Origin of the sequence: Anaeromassilibacillus senegalensis, from assembly GCF_001261775.1 — a bacterium.
Taxonomy (GTDB): Bacteria; Bacillota; Clostridia; order Oscillospirales; family Acutalibacteraceae; genus Anaeromassilibacillus; species Anaeromassilibacillus senegalensis.
On the sequence record NZ_LN868536.1, the window covers coordinates 283,971 to 298,941 of the forward strand.

At 54.9% G+C, this 14,971-nt stretch carries 12 protein-coding genes; 11 read left to right on the plus strand and 1 reads right to left on the minus strand.

Annotated elements, in window-relative coordinates:
- Positions 1-154: 154 nt before the first annotated feature.
- The 6 genes from BN2106_RS03665 (at position 155) to BN2106_RS03690 (ending at position 8,393) form a co-directional block, all read left to right on the plus strand.
- A complete protein-coding gene (locus BN2106_RS03665) occupies positions 155-856 on the plus strand; it encodes a response regulator transcription factor (protein ID WP_050697220.1) in 702 nt (233 codons plus the stop codon).
- Positions 841-2,640, plus strand: coding sequence for a sensor histidine kinase (locus tag BN2106_RS03670; protein WP_050697221.1), 1,800 nt, complete (start codon positions 841-843; stop codon positions 2,638-2,640). The genes BN2106_RS03665 and BN2106_RS03670 overlap by 16 nt, the downstream gene beginning before the upstream one ends.
- Before the next feature lie 222 nt (positions 2,641-2,862).
- On the plus strand, positions 2,863-6,363 hold the full coding sequence (locus BN2106_RS03675; RefSeq protein ID WP_195891774.1) for a glycoside hydrolase family 84 protein: 3,501 nt from the start codon (positions 2,863-2,865) through the stop codon (positions 6,361-6,363).
- A gap of 157 nt (positions 6,364-6,520) precedes the next feature.
- Positions 6,521-6,886 carry a GntR family transcriptional regulator gene (locus BN2106_RS03680; protein ID WP_050697223.1) on the plus strand — a complete coding sequence of 122 codons (366 nt, stop codon included), beginning with the start codon at positions 6,521-6,523 and terminating at the stop codon, positions 6,884-6,886.
- On the plus strand, positions 6,886-7,584 hold the full coding sequence (locus tag BN2106_RS03685) for an ABC transporter ATP-binding protein (protein WP_050697224.1): 699 nt from the start codon (positions 6,886-6,888) through the stop codon (positions 7,582-7,584). Before BN2106_RS03680 ends, BN2106_RS03685 begins: the two co-directional genes overlap by 1 nt.
- Positions 7,578-8,393 (plus strand): hypothetical protein, encoded by an 816-nt coding sequence (locus BN2106_RS03690; RefSeq protein WP_050697225.1) that lies wholly within the window; start codon positions 7,578-7,580, stop codon positions 8,391-8,393. Before BN2106_RS03685 ends, BN2106_RS03690 begins: the two co-directional genes overlap by 7 nt.
- Before the next feature lie 133 nt (positions 8,394-8,526).
- Here the strand turns inward: BN2106_RS03690 and BN2106_RS03695 are convergent, their stop codons facing one another.
- A complete protein-coding gene (locus tag BN2106_RS03695) occupies positions 8,527-9,099 on the minus strand; it encodes a hypothetical protein (RefSeq protein WP_050697226.1) in 573 nt (190 codons plus the stop codon).
- A gap of 269 nt (positions 9,100-9,368) precedes the next feature.
- Here BN2106_RS03695 and BN2106_RS03700 point away from each other — a divergent pair, with 269 nt between their 5' ends.
- The 5 genes from BN2106_RS03700 to BN2106_RS03720 all read left to right on the plus strand — a co-directional run bounded on the left by BN2106_RS03700 (position 9,369) and on the right by BN2106_RS03720 (position 14,927).
- Positions 9,369-9,830: a hypothetical protein gene (locus BN2106_RS03700; protein ID WP_050697227.1), complete on the plus strand. Its 462-nt coding sequence runs from the start codon at positions 9,369-9,371 to the stop codon at positions 9,828-9,830.
- Positions 9,831-10,056: 226 nt separating this feature from the next.
- Complete coding sequence (locus BN2106_RS03705; RefSeq protein ID WP_050697228.1) at positions 10,057-10,305, plus strand: (2Fe-2S) ferredoxin domain-containing protein; 249 nt, start codon at positions 10,057-10,059, stop codon at positions 10,303-10,305.
- A 54-nt stretch (positions 10,306-10,359) separates the two neighbouring features.
- Positions 10,360-12,072, plus strand: a complete 1,713-nt coding sequence (locus tag BN2106_RS03710; RefSeq protein ID WP_050697229.1) for a [Fe-Fe] hydrogenase large subunit C-terminal domain-containing protein — start codon at positions 10,360-10,362, stop codon at positions 12,070-12,072.
- A gap of 58 nt (positions 12,073-12,130) precedes the next feature.
- Positions 12,131-13,309 (plus strand): SpoIIE family protein phosphatase, encoded by a 1,179-nt coding sequence (locus tag BN2106_RS03715; RefSeq protein ID WP_050697230.1) that lies wholly within the window; start codon positions 12,131-12,133, stop codon positions 13,307-13,309.
- A gap of 163 nt (positions 13,310-13,472) precedes the next feature.
- Positions 13,473-14,927 (plus strand): 4Fe-4S dicluster domain-containing protein, encoded by a 1,455-nt coding sequence (locus BN2106_RS03720; protein ID WP_050697231.1) that lies wholly within the window; start codon positions 13,473-13,475, stop codon positions 14,925-14,927.
- Positions 14,928-14,971 lie beyond the last annotated feature (44 nt).

Sequence of the window (14,971 nt, forward strand, 5' to 3'; positions counted from 1 at the left end):
CTTTCTACGTTTTCCGGGGCCGTTGCAGAATACAAGCTGCAACGGCCCCGTTGTCGATTCAGGCAGGATACAAGCCCGTATGATAAAAGAACCCGAAAGGACACAGAGAGGACAAACGGCGCGTCTACAATACAGACAGAAAGGGGAGAGCGGAATGGCAGACCGGTTGCTGATCGTGGAGGACGAACCGCGCATGCGGGAAATCATCGCCGACTATTTTGGGGAAAAAGGGTTTGTGGTGACGGGCGCGCGGGACGGTGTGGAAGCGCTGCAAAAACTGGAGGAGTCGGAGTTTGACATTGTACTGCTGGACATCATGATGCCGGAGCTGGACGGTTTTTCTGTCTGCCGCCGGATCCGGAAGACCAGCGAGGTGCCCATTGTCTTTCTGACAGCGCGCAGCGATGAGGACGACAAGCTCTTCGGCTACGAGCTGGGAGCGGACGACTATGTGACAAAGCCCTTTTCCCTTGCGGTGCTCTGCGCGAAGGCGCAGTCGTTGATCCGGCGCGCCAAGGGGCAGGTGCGCGGCGGCGCGGTGCTTTCCATGGGCGGCGTGACGCTCAACTATAAGACGCGCAAGGTGCTGGCGGATGGGACGGAGTGCGTCCTCGCACCAAAGGAGTTTGAGCTGCTGGCGGCACTGATGGAGAACCGGGACTGTGTGCTGACACGGGAGCAGCTGCTGGCTAAGGTGTGGGGATTCGATTATTTTGGAGAGGACCGCGTGGTGGATACACATATCAAGAAACTGCGCGCCGCTTTGGGTGAAAAGGCGGGTTACATCAAAACGGTGATCAAAGTGGGGTACTCGTTTACAGCGGAAGGGGGGGACGGACCATGTACGATAAAATGACCGGGCTGCGGCGCAGCGTATACCGGCGCACGGCCATCCATTTCTGCATTTTTTATCTGCTGATTATGCTGTTTGTCACGGTGATTCTGGCCGCGTCCCACCGCGGCGAGCTGATACGCGCGCTGGAGCTGGATTGGAACGACGTGTCCCGTCAGGCCGGCGCGGTTGTGGACGGCAAGTCTCCGGATCAGCTCACGGTGGAGGATCGGGTGGAGCTGAACGGGATACTGGCGGACTTTTGCGGGAAACAGAGCTACCGCAGCGCCTATCCGGACGCGGTGCTCTGCTGGTCGGATGGGGAGACCCTGCATCCGGTCGCGCGCGCCGGGTTTGGAACCATCTCCTTTTCCGATCCGGAGGACGGGACGGTCAAACATCTCTTTATGGATGATTATATGGATGTGAAAGAGATTTCCGACCTGCTGCGGAATGCAAAGACAGAGCGTTTCAGAGGACAATGGAAGGACGATCGAACCGTCAACACGGTGCGGGGCTATGAGGATGGGAACCGCATCATCCCCAAAAGCCTGGAGATCGATTGGGTTGGCAGTGTGGAGAGCTGGCGCAAGGAATTTCAGCCGGAGCATGTGGACGGTTTGGAGCTGCGGGAATATCGGGACGTCGTGTTTTACATGCCAAATTTCCACTGGGTGGAGAACTATGATGAAGCGCAGCCCTACCAAAAAGGGCGCGAAAACCTGAACCGCTATTTGCAATTTTCTCCGTCCGATGCGCCGTTCCAGGTGATGTCACAGTTCGGCGCGGCAAAGCTTTATTATGCGGATGGTTACCGTGACGGCGACGGCTACCGGCTGCTGTATGCGGCGGATTACCACCCGGTCTGGCTCGCGGTGCGTCAACTGCTGTACGTCTACCTGATCGGCCTGCTTGCCGCCGTTTTCCTGATGAGCGTGCTGTCCAGTGAACTGTCCCGATTTGTTACCCAGCCGATCGAGGGGTTGAACCGTGCCGCGCTGGAGATGGCCTCCGGGAAGCGGGACGTGGAGTACCGGGTCGAGAAGGGGCGTGACGACGAAATTGCGGAGCTGGCGAACAGCCTGAACGTCATGTCCCGGCATTTACAGGGCGAATACGACCGGCAGGTGGAGCGGGAAAAACAGCGGCGGGAGTTGACCAACGCCATTGCGCATGAACTGAAAACACCGCTCGGCATCATTCACGGCTACTGCGAAAGCTTACAGGAGAACATCCATGTGGAGAAGCGCACGCAGTATCTGGCGGTCATTCTGGATGAGACGGAGCGGATGAACGCACTGGTTCTGGAGATGCTTGACCTGTCCCGCATGGAGTCGGAGTCTTTCCACCTGCGGATGGAGCCGTTCCTCCTGGATGAGCTGGCGCGGGAGGAGGCGGACCGGTATCGGCCCGCCGCGGGGGAGAAGGAAGTCCGGATTTCCCTGCAATTGGAGCCGGCCTGCCGGATAACGGCGGACAGGGGCCGTATCGCGCAGGCACTCTCCAACTTCCTCTCCAACGCCATCCGCCATACGCCGCAAGGGGGAGCCATCTCCGTCCGTGTGCTTCATGCGGGGCACGCCGTCCGCTGTGAAGTGGAAAACGACGGCGCGCCGATCCCGGAGGAGCAGCAGGAGCGGATATGGGACGTGTTTTACAAGGCGGACGCTTCCCGGCAGCGCGCAAAAGGGGGAACCGGCCTGGGACTTGCCATTGCCAGGCATATCCTAGAGCTGCACGGCATGACCTATGGCGTCCGGAATACCGGCACAGGCGTATTGTTCTGGTTTGAACTGCAACAGGCGTAATACAACCTTATATTGCACAGGTGAGCGGTCCGAAGAAGTCCCTTCGGTTCGCCCACCTTTTTTTGAGTGAAAACTTGTTTTCGAAAAATAATCGCAGGCGGGAAAAATAGCGCAAAATCCATGGACAAACCCGCCGGGAATTTATACAATAAAACTGACCATATGCTTCCCGTATCGTTCGAAATGACCGGGAAAGAGTTTGAGAAGGAAGAAGGAGAAAACATGAAAAAAAGATTGCAGGCCTCGCTCGGAGCGTTCCTGTGTCTGACGCTGCTGGTCTCCATTGTGATCACCGCGTTTGCAGCGCAGAACCAGTCGCCGCCCCGGGCCAACACGGACACGTACGAGCTTTACCCGACGCCGCACAGCGTCGTCTATGCGGACGATGGATTTGAGCTGACGGATACGGTCACGCTGATCTGCGGCGAGGGAATCGACGCGCCCACCAAGAACCGCGCGGTGCAGGCGCTTGCCGCGCAGGATATCCAGGCGGTGGATGCGGAGCAGCCTGTGGAGGGCAGAAGCACTCTGCTGATCGGCATGAACGGAGACGGCAGCGCGGCGGACGCCTACACGGAACAGAACAGCCTGAAGGAAGAGGGGCTGTTTGACAAAATGGATTCGTATATTCTCTCTGCGCTGGACGGTATGATTTCCATTTTGGGCAAGGACACGGACGCCGCGTTTTATGGCGCGACCACGCTGAAACACATTCTGGAGCAGACGCAGGACCGGAACATTCGCAATTTGACGATCTGTGACTACTCGGATTCAGAGTATCGCGGCTTTATTGAAGGTTATTATGGCCTGCCCTGGAGCAATGAAGACCGCAAATCCCTGATGCGCTTCGGTGGCGAATTTAAAATGACCACCTATGTATTTGCGCCAAAGGACGACCCGTACCATAATGAACATTGGCGGACTCTGTATCCCCAGGATAAGCTGGACGAAATCGCGGACATGGTGCAGACGGGTATCGATTCCAAATGCCGGTTTGTCTGGACCATCCACCCGTTTATGAACCAGGGCATCAACTTTGGCGCCAACTATGAACATGATCTTCAGGTGATTAAGACGAAGTTCCAGCAGCTCTACGACGTGGGCGTGCGTCAGTTCGGCGTGCTGGCCGACGATGCCGGCGCACTCAGCTCAACGAATATGGTCCGTTTGATGACGGACCTGGATCAATGGGTTAAGGAAAAAGAAGACGTGGAAGACCTGCTGTTTTGCCCGCCGGGCTATAATAAGGGCTGGGCCAATGTGGCGGATCTGCAAACATGGCGCACCATGCCGGAGGATGTGCATATCTTCTGGACGGGCGACGGCGTTTGCGGCTGGGTCAACCAGGGAACGTTTGACTACTTTACACAGCATACCGGCAGAGAAGCCCTGATGTGGCTGAACTGGCCGGTCAACGATATCAATAAGGTCCGTCTGCTGATGGGACCGGGCGAAGTGATGGGTAAAAACGTCACCGGCTTTGAAGGAATTGTCAGCAACCCGATGCAGCAGGCCGAATGCAGCAAGACGGCCCTCTTTGCCGTGGCGGACTATACGTGGAACATCGGCGCGTTTAACAAGGATAAGAGCTGGGAAGATTGCTTTAAATACATTGAGCCGGACGCGGCGGAAGAACTGCATACAATGGCAAAGCACCTGCAGGATCCAACGCCGAATGGCCATGGACTAAGCCTGCCGGAATCTGTGGAGCTGAACCCGAAGCTGGAATCCTTTAAAACGAAATATGCGGCGGGCGAATCCATTAAGGAAATCGGGACCGAGCTGGTCGCGAAGTTTGATCAGATCATTGAAGCGACAGAGGCTTTCCCGGAAAAGTCAAAAAATGAGGATTTGAAAGACGAAATGGAGCCGTGGCGTCTCTCTTTGCAGGCGCTCAGCAGGGCCAATAAAGAGCTGATCCAGACCGCGATTGCACTGGAAGAGCACAATAATGACGCGGTTTGGGCGCATTATTCGGAGGGAACTGCACAGTTTGCGCTTTCCAAGACCTTCCCGGTAAAAAATAAGGACGCCGTTCAACTGGTAGAAGCCGGTTCAAAGCGTTTGATTCCCTTTGCGACCACCTTGTCGCGGCAGCTGTCCGAGCCGGTCAAGGAGATCGTTGCCCCCGTGGAAGGGGATACCGTAAAATCCAGCCTATACACCAATTTCACCGCTGGAAATATCTATGAAGGCAGCCTGAATAACATCGTGGACGGCAACGATAGCACCCACGCGTGGATCAACCGGTATATCAATCAGGGCGACTATGTCGGTTTGCAGTTCAGCAAGCCCGCGCAGATCACCGGCGTGCGCGTGGTGCAGGGCACCAACGGGAAGCCGAAGGATGCGTTCCATTACGGAAAATTCCAGTATTCCATGGACGGCCAGACCTGGACCGACCTGAATAACGGCCAGACATACGGCCCGTATCAGACAAATATCCAGCTCAATAATCTGGACATCACCGCAAAATACATCCGCTTTATCCAGGATGGCGCGCTCAAGGCAGACGGCGAGGCCAATCCGAAATGGCCGGCGTTCCGCACCTTTGAGGTGACGCAGAAGGATACCGGCAGCGGCGTTTACACCAACGTGGAAGCCCTCAAAGACTGGGCGCTGGAGATTGCGGCGGATACCGCGACGCTTTCCGGCGATACCGCGACACTGGCAGCGGGCGAATATGTAGGAATGAAACTTCCCAGAATCCGCGATCTCTCTTCCATTGTTGTAACGGCAGACGGCGCGGAAAAACTGACGCTGGAAACCTCCATGAACACAAAGGAATGGAGCGCGTTTGATCCCGCCGATCCGCGGCCCGCGCGTTATGTCCGGCTGATCAACCGCGGCGCGGAAGCTGTTGTATGTAATCTGGACGCGTTAACGGTTGCATCCAACGAAATTGCACCGATTTCACTCGCAGCCAATACCATCGGTTCGCTTGGCGGCGACGCGAAAAATTTGTTTGACGGCGACTGGACCACACAGACGCAGTTTAAGGGAAGCCAGGCAAACGGCCGCTACTTCACCTACGACCTGGGCCAGGTGATCCATCTGGATTCCCTCAAGTTTGTTCTGAGTGACGGCGAATGGGACTTCCCGCGCAACGCGGACGTATACGTCTCTTTGGACAACGCCAATTGGGAGAAAATCCTGACCATCGGCGACGGCAGGACGGACGTTACATTGCAGGATGTATTTCCGGCACATGAAATTTCCTATAATACGTTGACGCAGACCGGCATCGACAAGGATGTCCGGTATCTGAAGGTCAACCTGACTTCCGGCCCCGGCCCGAGCGACAAATGGGTGCGCTTAAACGAAATCGTCCTCAACGGCGGGGCATATATCCCGCAGGAGAACAACCCCACCTTTATCAGCGACCCGGTTGAAAAGCAGGGCCACGCGGCGTCCAACCTGACGGACGGTGATCTGAGCACGACTTACCTGCCGGACAGCTCCAAGGCGGACAACGGCGTGCTGCTGTATCGTTTGTCTGAAGGAAAGAGCCTGCGGCAGATCAATATTCAGCAAAGCCCCAACACGCTGTCCAACGCGCGTGTACTTGTGCGTTTGGCAGGCCAGCAGAACTTTGTAGAGATCGGCGCGCTGTCGCGGAGCTTCAACGTGTTCGACCGTCTGCCGGAGGGCGATATTGTTGAACTCCAGATTGTGTGGGACGGCGTCGCTCCGGAACTGCATGAACTTATTGTGATTGAATAACGAAATAGCGGCAGTTGCTGCAAAATAAAAGAGGCTGTGCGGAGGAGGTTTTTCCTCTCCGCACAGCCTCTTTTTTGAAAAAAGGGGTTGACATTTCCACAAAACGACTGTATTATTGTATTAAGTTATTAGTACAAACAATAACGGAGGTGAAACAATGGGATGGGATCTAAAATCAGACAGGCCGATATACGCGCAGCTGATCGAGCAAATTGAGCTCATGATTGTCTCAGGGATGTATCCGCCCGGGTCAAAGCTGCCCTCCGTGCGAGACCTTGCCTCCGATGCTTCGGTGAATCCAAACACCATGCAGCGCGCCCTCTCTCAGTTGGAAACGGATGGACTGCTGTTTGCACAGCGGACCAGCGGAAGATTCGTGACGGAAGATGTGAGTAAGATCATGGAGACAAAACGAAACCTTGCGGTGGAGCAGGTCAATGAATTTTTGGAGAAAATGAGCCGATTGGGGTATGACCGAAAGCAAACAGTGGACTTATTGCAATCGACAGAGGAGGAATCGTAATGGACAACATTTTAGAGTGCCGGAATTTGGTGAAGCTGTTTCCCAACTGCATGGCGCTCAATGGGGTGGACCTGGAAATCCCCAAGGGACGCATCATCGGCCTTTTGGGGCCGAACGGCAGCGGCAAAAGCACCCTGATGAAGCTGGCGAACGGCCTGCTAACTCCCACGCAGGGCGAAATCCTGATCAACGGAAAAGCGCCCGGCGTGGAATCCAAAAAGGTGGTTTCGTATCTGCCGGAACGCACCTATCTGACAGAATGGATGACGGTACAGGATATGACAGACCTGTTTGCGGACTTTTATGCGGATTTTAACAAGGAAAAGGCGTTCGGCATGTTCAAGCGCTTGGCCATCAATCCAAAGCTCCGCATCAAGACCATGAGCAAGGGCACCAAGGAAAAGGTGCAGCTGATTCTGGTCATGAGCCGGGAAGCGGAGCTGTACCTGCTCGACGAGCCCATCGGCGGCGTGGACCCGGCGGCACGCGATTTTATCCTGGACACCATCATCGGCAACTACAACGAAAACGCGACCGTGTTGATTTCCACACATCTTATCTCCGATGTGGAAAAGGTTCTGGACGACGTCATATTCATCAATCAGGGCGGCATTGTGCTGAAGGCCTCGGTGGATGACATCCGAGAGAAACAGGATAAGAGTGTGGATGCACTGTTCCGGGAGGTGTTCAAATGTTAGGAAAACTGATCAAGCATGAATTCAAGGCAACGGCACGCATCTATCTGCCTTTCTTTATCATGCTGTTTCTGTTCACCGTCGTGAACCGCGTCTTTATGCAAATGAATGCCGGATTGGAATATTCTCCGCAGAGAATGATTCCACAGACCATCCTGATGATTTTGTACGTGCTTGCGGTTGTCATTGTCCTGGTATTGACGCTGGGCGTCACCGTGCAGCGCTTCTATAAAAACCTGATGACGGACGAAGGCTATCTGATGTTCACGCTGCCTGTCACACAGGACCAGCTGATTCTCAGCAAGCTGATCGTGGCGTTTGTCTGGAATATTTTCAGCACGGCGATCGCCATGCTATCCTTCCTGGGATTATTTATGGACGGGAAAACCCTTCAGCTGTTCATTGAAGAGTTGGGAAGGCTCTGGCAGACAGCCGCGGAAAACCAGGTCAATCTTACCTGGCTGGTCATTTTGTTTGGCACCACCTTTTTGTTTGGCCTGGTCAGCGGCATTTTGCAGCTTTACGCCTCCATTGTGATCGGCTGTACCAGCTCCCGGCATAAAATTCTGTTGGGACTCGGTGTGTACCTGGGCTTTAATGTGGTGTCGCAGATCGTAGGTTCCCTCGCGCTTCCCTTTACCAGCAACTGGCTGGTCACGATCTCCGCGCAAAAAGGGGGGCCGACTCCGGTGCAGTATGCGGAGTTTTTCCAGGGGATGCTATTGTTTGGCATCATACTTTCCATTGTGTTTTCAGTCGCATTCTATATCATCACCCGCATGATGCTGAAGCGTAAGCTGAATCTGGAGTAAACACAGTGCAGGTTTTCTGCAATAGATTGGCAACGTAAGAGCGCCTCCCCCGCCGAAGGCAGGGGAGGCGCTCTATTTAGCTGTTTTTACGCATTCCGCCAATTGTGCCGCCGTTTCCGGTTGTATCACACAGTCAATGGTCTTTCCAGAGCGGATGTTCCCGGTTCTGGTTGTAAAACTGCCGCAGCGTCTGAAAGAGGCTGGCGGTTCGGTCCTTGCTGACCGTGCAGGAAATCGTATTTCCGTCGGAATCCAGAAGAGACATTCTTCCCTGTGAAGAGATGTCGTAGTCGATGCATTTCCAGGTATCGTCTGTTTTGTAATGCAGGGAAATGCGGACATTTGTCACCGAATCGCCCTCCACGGGATGGTTGGAGGCGCCGCCGGTCAACAGTCCCATCCAGTCGATCCTGCGGTTTACCGGAAAGTCTTCCAACAGGTTTATAGCTGCCTGGATTTGTTCCGTATCGCGTGTAAAGATGCTGCCGCAATCGGAGGTGACAGTGGAAGTGAAGGTGACCACGTCGCAGGAGATACCGACTGCCGACACCTCGCTGCCGCTGGTCAGGTCCGCCGGCCGCAGCGGGCGGGAGTACCAAAGATAGGCGGCGGCCAAAAGAACAATTGCGGCGGCGCATAGCAGCAGAGCTTTTTTTATACGGCTGAACCCGCCGGAAGCCGCGTCTGCCGGAGCAAACCGTCTCATAAAAAGCATCCCTCCGGAACGTAGTATGAACAATTTAAGCATATCGCGAAGATGATTGCCTGTCAACGTTTTTACCACCATGTGAGGAAATTTTACCCAGATTCCGTGTCCGACGCCGGGCAGAAGGCGGGGCCAACGGGAAAGGGGATGGAACTTTCTTGCAAATTTTTGCAAAATCGATTATACTGTAGATGCGCACAGGGGACGGCACCCATCACAAAAAACAGCAGGCGCAGGTTTCCAGACTGTTGCAGAGGGGATGAAGACCCATGGCAGGAAGCATTCTTGTGACGGACGGGCTGGGAAACACGTATGAAGCGACCTATCCACGGCGGGCGAAACAGCTCGTCAAAAAGGGCAGGGCACGCTTCGTCGGTCCCGATCGGATCTGTCTGGCGTGTCCGCCGAAACGATTGGAGGAACCAACCATGGCGGAATATAAAGCAGGTACACAGGACATTTTGGAACGAATCGACCGCATTTTAAACGATACAGCTTATCTCAAGGACGCCCTGATGACGATTGAAAAGATCCCGCAGCAGGGATCGGAGGGTGAAGCAGCCCGGCTGAAGGCCGAGGCTGTCGCGCAGATTGTCAACGACCGGGAAGAAACCAACCGGCAGGCGCTGCGCCTGTTGGAGCTTTTGGCCGGCGGAACGGAGCCGGAGGAAGCTGAGACGGCGGGTGAGGAAGACGAAGATGCGGAATATGAATACGTCGATGTAAAGTAAATGCGGCATCTGCGGGGGCGCGTCCGAAAGGGCGCGTCCTTTTTTTTGTCAAACTGCGGAAAATCGTACCAGTGTTGAAAATCCGCATAAATTCCCTTGTCAGAAACGGTCCGAAATGTTATAATATAGCCAAATTGTGCGGTTTGTTTCTCTTGTGTTAAAAAATTGTCAAATCGCACGGAAGAAAACTAGCAGCAGGGGCATGGCCCTAGGAGGAAATGAGAGTATGGAAATAACGGTATGTATCGGCAGCTCGTGTCACCTGAAAGGTTCCCGCGATGTAATCAGCATTCTGCAAAGGCTGGTTTCCATGAACCATTTGGAGGATCAGATTGACCTGAAAGGTTCCTTCTGCATGGGCGAATGCACCAACAACGGCGTCTGCGTCTGCGTCGATGGGGAACGCTTTAAAGTGACTCCCTTGGAGACGGAGGCATTCTTTAACGGAGAGGTCATGAAACGCCTGCAAAAATAATCTTTACCCGGCAAATAACAGGGAATCTCCCGAAACTAGGATAGGTGATGACAAATGAGTATTATCGGTTTACAAAAAGCAAACTGCAAAAACTGCTATAAATGCGTCAAAGTCTGCCCGGTCAAATCCATCAAGGTGGAGAACGAACAGGCAAAGATTATTGACCGCGACTGCATCCTGTGCGGCACCTGCCTGGAGCAGTGCCCGCAGAACGCGAAGACCGTTGCCAGCGATGTGGAGCTGGTCAAAAAGATGCTGAAGAGCGGAGACCGCGTGATTCTTTCGGCGGCGCCCTCTTATTTTGGCTGCTTTGATTTTGAGGACGCCAAGCAGTTCGCCGGCGCAATGAAGGCGCTGGGCTTCTACGGCGTTTCGGAAACCTCCGAGGGCGCGGCGTACGTCACGGCGGAGTACCACCGCCTGATGAAGGAAAACCAGATGAAGAACATCATTTCCACCTGCTGCCCGTCCGTCAATCGCTTGGTCGAGCTGTACTATCCCACGCTGGTGGACCAGATGGCGCCTGTGATTTCCCCGATGGTCGCCCACGCGCGCCTGCTCAAGCAGAGCTATGGCCCGAATACGCGCGTCGTGTTTGCCGGCCCCTGCATCGCCAAAAAGGACGAGGCGGCGGACATCCGTCACAACAACGAGGTGGACGCGGTCCTGACCTTTGAGGAACTGCAGGAGTGGATGAAGGAAGAGCATGTGGCGTTTGCCAAGGCGGAGCCGTCCTCTTTCCTCAACGCAAGCTCCAAAATCCTGCGCATGTACCCGATTGCAGACGGCATCCTTGCATCCCTGTCCGCAATGGAGGACACCGGCGACTGGAAGATGCTGAGCGTGTCCGGTTCCGGCGCGTGCATCGACCTCTGCCGTGCAATGGAGCGCGGGGAGCTGGATCACTGCTTTATTGAAATCAACATGTGCCGCGACGGCTGCATTAACGGCCCGGGTTCCGGCACAGATACCGTTTCCCGCTTTGCTTCCCGTGTGCGGATTCAGGATTACGCGTATGCCGATGCGGACGAATATCCCAATATGCCGGAACAGATCCCGATGACCATGCAGTTTGTGGACCGTTCCAGCAAGGAGGATATCCCGGATGAAGATACGATCCATGCGATCCTGGCGAAGATCGGCAAGGTGACGCTGGACGACGAGCTGAACTGCGGTTCCTGCGGCTATCCCACCTGCCGCGACAAGGCGATTGCCGTTTACCAGGGCAAGGCGGAACTGCACATGTGCATGCCGTACATGAAGGAGCGCGCCGAATCCCTGAGCAACTGCGTGCTGACGGAGACCCCGAACATCACCATCATTGTGGACAGCGACATGAACATCATTGAATTCAATACCGCGGCGGAGCGCGCGTTCCACATCTCCCGCCACGAGGCGCTGCAGAAGTGCCTGTATGAGCTGATCGACACTTCCGACTTCCAGTTTGTGTTCGACAGCAAGCAGTCCATCAGCGATAAGAAGATTACATATAAGGAATACGGCATCATTGTGGAAGAAACCATCGTCTACATTGCGAAGGAAAACGTCGCAATGGCAATCTTCCGCGATATCACCAAGGAAGAAACCAACATTGAAAACCAATATAAGCTGCGCGCGGAAACCATGGAGATGGCGCAGAAGGTCATTGACAAGCAGATGATTGCGGCGCAGCAGATCGCAAGCCTGCTGGGCGAGACCACGGCGGAAACAAAAACCACGCTGACAAAGCTGAAGAATATGATCGTATTTGACGAGAACGACAATTGAGAGCGCGAAGATTCTGCAAACGTCCGATGCGTAATCTTCTCTGAAAAGGAATGATTGAATGAAAATGCATGTGGATGCCGCATACCGGAGCCTCAACAAATACGGCGAAGAGCTTTGCGGCGATAAAGTTAAAATAGTTCGCACCCCCGATTCCACCATTGCAGTATTGGCGGACGGCCTGGGCAGCGGCGTAAAGGCGAATATCCTCTCCACGCTGACCAGCACCATCGTGTCCACCATGATGAAGGAGGGGTCCACCATCGCGGAGGTGGTGGAAACCATTGCAAAAACGCTGCCCGTCTGCAACGTGCGCAAGCTGGCGTACTCCACATTCAGCGTGTTGCAGATTTTTGACAGCGGCGAAGCCCACCTGGTGGAATTCGACAATCCGCCCTGTATCTTTGTGCGCAACGGCAAGGTCATCGACCTGGAGCGCCAGAGCGAGCTCAAGGAGTACGGCGGCAAGCATGTGACAGAGTGTCAGTTCTCCGTGCGTCCGGGCGACGTGCTCGCCCTGGTGAGCGACGGCGTCATTTACGCCGGAGTGGGCCAGGCGCTCAACTTCGGCTGGAACTGGGACAATGTTTCCTCCTGGCTGGCGAAGACCACCCTGAAGGAGAATTCCGCGCCGCGTTTGGCGGTGTCGCTCTCCGAGGCGGTCCGCGAGCTGTACCTCGACAGGCCGGGCGACGATTCTACGGATTTGATCCTGCGCATCTCGCCCAAGCGCATGGTGAATATCCTCTCCGGCCCGCCGGTCAATAAAGAGGATGACAACCGCATGGTGCATGATTATATCACCTCTTACGGCAAAAAGGTGGTCTGCGGCGGCACCAGCGCCAACATCGTTGCGCGCGTGCTCAACCGCAAAATAGAGACCTCCATTAACTACGTTGACCCGACCATTCCGCCCACCGGAAAGATCGAGGGCGTGGACCTGGTGACAGAGGGCGTGCTCACCTTGAGCCGTACGGTGGACATACTTCGTGATTATCTTAACAAAGAAGCGGACTCTTTCTATTTCCGCAAATTAGATGAGGAAAACGGCGCGTCTATGATCGCCAAAATGCTTTTGGAGGAATGTACGGACCTGCGCGTGTTCATCGGCCGTGCCATTAACCCGGCGCACCAGAACCCCGGCCTGCCCTCCGACCTGAGCATTAAGATGAAGTTGATCGACGAACTCTGTGTTTTGGTAGAGAAAATGGGGAAAAACGTCGAGAAACTTTATTATTAATCACGAAATTGCGGGAATCCCCTTGCCATGAGGCGCGGAATGATTTAAGATGGTGAGGAAGATTGTTAAATAATATGCAAAGTGTGGAGAATGGCGTTCTGCCGCGAATGCGCCAGCGGTAAAACGGCTAGTCAGGTGCAATTTCAAAAAGCGAGGATAAAACATGCAATACGATAATGACGCAAAACAATTAAAATTTGAAGTGCTGAAAAAGGTGGCAGGATATACGTTTGAGGGGACCTTGGAAAAGCACATCGATGAAATACCGTATGACATCATCCCCGGGCCGGTACCGACGTTCCGCTGCTGCATCTACCGGGAGCGGGAGATCATCCGCGAGCGCATCACCTCCGCGCGCGGCGTCAACCTGCCGGAGCAGGCGGATGCGGGCATCGTGGGCGTTTTGCCCGCGGCCTGCGAGGGCTGCCCCATCAGCCGCTTTACGGTGACGGACAACTGCCAGAAGTGCCTGGCGAAAAAGTGCCAGGCGGCCTGCCCGTTCGGCGCGATTTCCATCACCGGTAAGGGTGCGTATATCGACCCGGCAAAATGTAAAGAGTGCGGACGCTGCGCGGCGGCCTGTCCGTACAACGCCATTTCCGATACCATGCGCCCGTGTATCCGCGCGTGTCCCGTCAACGCAATCAGCAAGGATGCGTACAATCGCGCGTCCATCGACTATACCCGCTGCATCAGCTGCGGCGCGTGTGTGGTGGGCTGTCCGTTCGGTGCAATTACAGACCGTTCCAATATTGTCAATGTTATCAACGACATCAAGGGCGGCGAGACGGTTATTGCGACGTTCGCACCCGCGATTGAAGGCCATTTTGGCAATGCAAACGTTGGCCAGCTCAAGGCGGCGATTAAAAAATTGGGCTTTGCGGAGGTATACGAGGTATCTCTCGGTGCGGATGCCACCGCCTGGCATGAGGCGCAGGAACTGAAGGAAGCGCTGGAGAACAAGCAGAAAATGACCACCTCCTGCTGCCCGGCGTTTGTGGAAATGATTGAAAAGCATTTCCCGAAGCTGATCCCGAACATCTCCACCACTGGCTCTCCGATGACGCTGGTTTCCCGTTATATCCGGGCAAATAAGCCGGGCAGCAAAGTGGTATTTATCGGCCCGTGCATCGCGAAGAAGCTGGAGGCCAAGAAGGTGGCGGATACCGCTGACTATGTGATCACGTTTGAAGAGCTTGCGGCGCTCTTCTCCGCGAAGCACATCAATGTGCTGGACGAGGCGGAGAACGAGCAGGACGGCAGCCGTCCCGGCAAGAACTTTGCGCAGAGCGGCGGCGTTGCGGCGTCTGTCGCGCAGGTGCTGGATGACGAAAACTTTGAGCTTCCGTTCAGCTGTGTCAAGTGCAACGGCGCGGTGGAATGTAAGAAGGCGCTGATGATTCTGAACGCGGGACGTCTGCCGGAGGATATCGTGGAAGGCATGGCGTGCGAGGGCGGCTGTGTGGCAGGCCCCGCCGGCGTTGAGACCGTGCAGAAGGTGCTCAAAAACCGCACCAAGCTGTTGGCAACGGCGGACAAACGCGGAATCAAGGAGAACATCGAGACGCTGCACGACTTCTCCAATATCAATATGCACGTGCCGCACAATGTTGGTTGATTAAAAAAGATTCCAAAACATTTGCCGGATAATTCCGGCTGCTT

What these genes read in the sequence shown, in the direction of transcription:
- BN2106_RS03665 (WP_050697220.1), top strand. Translation starts at nt 155, where the DNA reads ATGGCAGACCGGTTGCTGATCGTGGAGGACGAACCGCGCATGCGGGAA.
- BN2106_RS03670 (WP_050697221.1), top strand. Translation starts at nt 841, where the DNA reads ATGTACGATAAAATGACCGGGCTGCGGCGCAGCGTATACCGGCGCACG.
- BN2106_RS03675 (WP_195891774.1), top strand. Translation starts at nt 2,863, where the DNA reads ATGAAAAAAAGATTGCAGGCCTCGCTCGGAGCGTTCCTGTGTCTGACG.
- BN2106_RS03680 (WP_050697223.1), top strand. Translation starts at nt 6,521, where the DNA reads ATGGGATGGGATCTAAAATCAGACAGGCCGATATACGCGCAGCTGATC.
- BN2106_RS03685 (WP_050697224.1), top strand. Translation starts at nt 6,886, where the DNA reads ATGGACAACATTTTAGAGTGCCGGAATTTGGTGAAGCTGTTTCCCAAC.
- BN2106_RS03690 (WP_050697225.1), top strand. Translation starts at nt 7,578, where the DNA reads ATGTTAGGAAAACTGATCAAGCATGAATTCAAGGCAACGGCACGCATC.
- BN2106_RS03695 (WP_050697226.1), bottom strand. Translation starts at nt 9,099, where the DNA reads ATGAGACGGTTTGCTCCGGCAGACGCGGCTTCCGGCGGGTTCAGCCGT.
- BN2106_RS03700 (WP_050697227.1), top strand. Translation starts at nt 9,369, where the DNA reads ATGGCAGGAAGCATTCTTGTGACGGACGGGCTGGGAAACACGTATGAA.
- BN2106_RS03705 (WP_050697228.1), top strand. Translation starts at nt 10,057, where the DNA reads ATGGAAATAACGGTATGTATCGGCAGCTCGTGTCACCTGAAAGGTTCC.
- BN2106_RS03710 (WP_050697229.1), top strand. Translation starts at nt 10,360, where the DNA reads ATGAGTATTATCGGTTTACAAAAAGCAAACTGCAAAAACTGCTATAAA.
- BN2106_RS03715 (WP_050697230.1), top strand. Translation starts at nt 12,131, where the DNA reads ATGAAAATGCATGTGGATGCCGCATACCGGAGCCTCAACAAATACGGC.
- BN2106_RS03720 (WP_050697231.1), top strand. Translation starts at nt 13,473, where the DNA reads ATGCAATACGATAATGACGCAAAACAATTAAAATTTGAAGTGCTGAAA.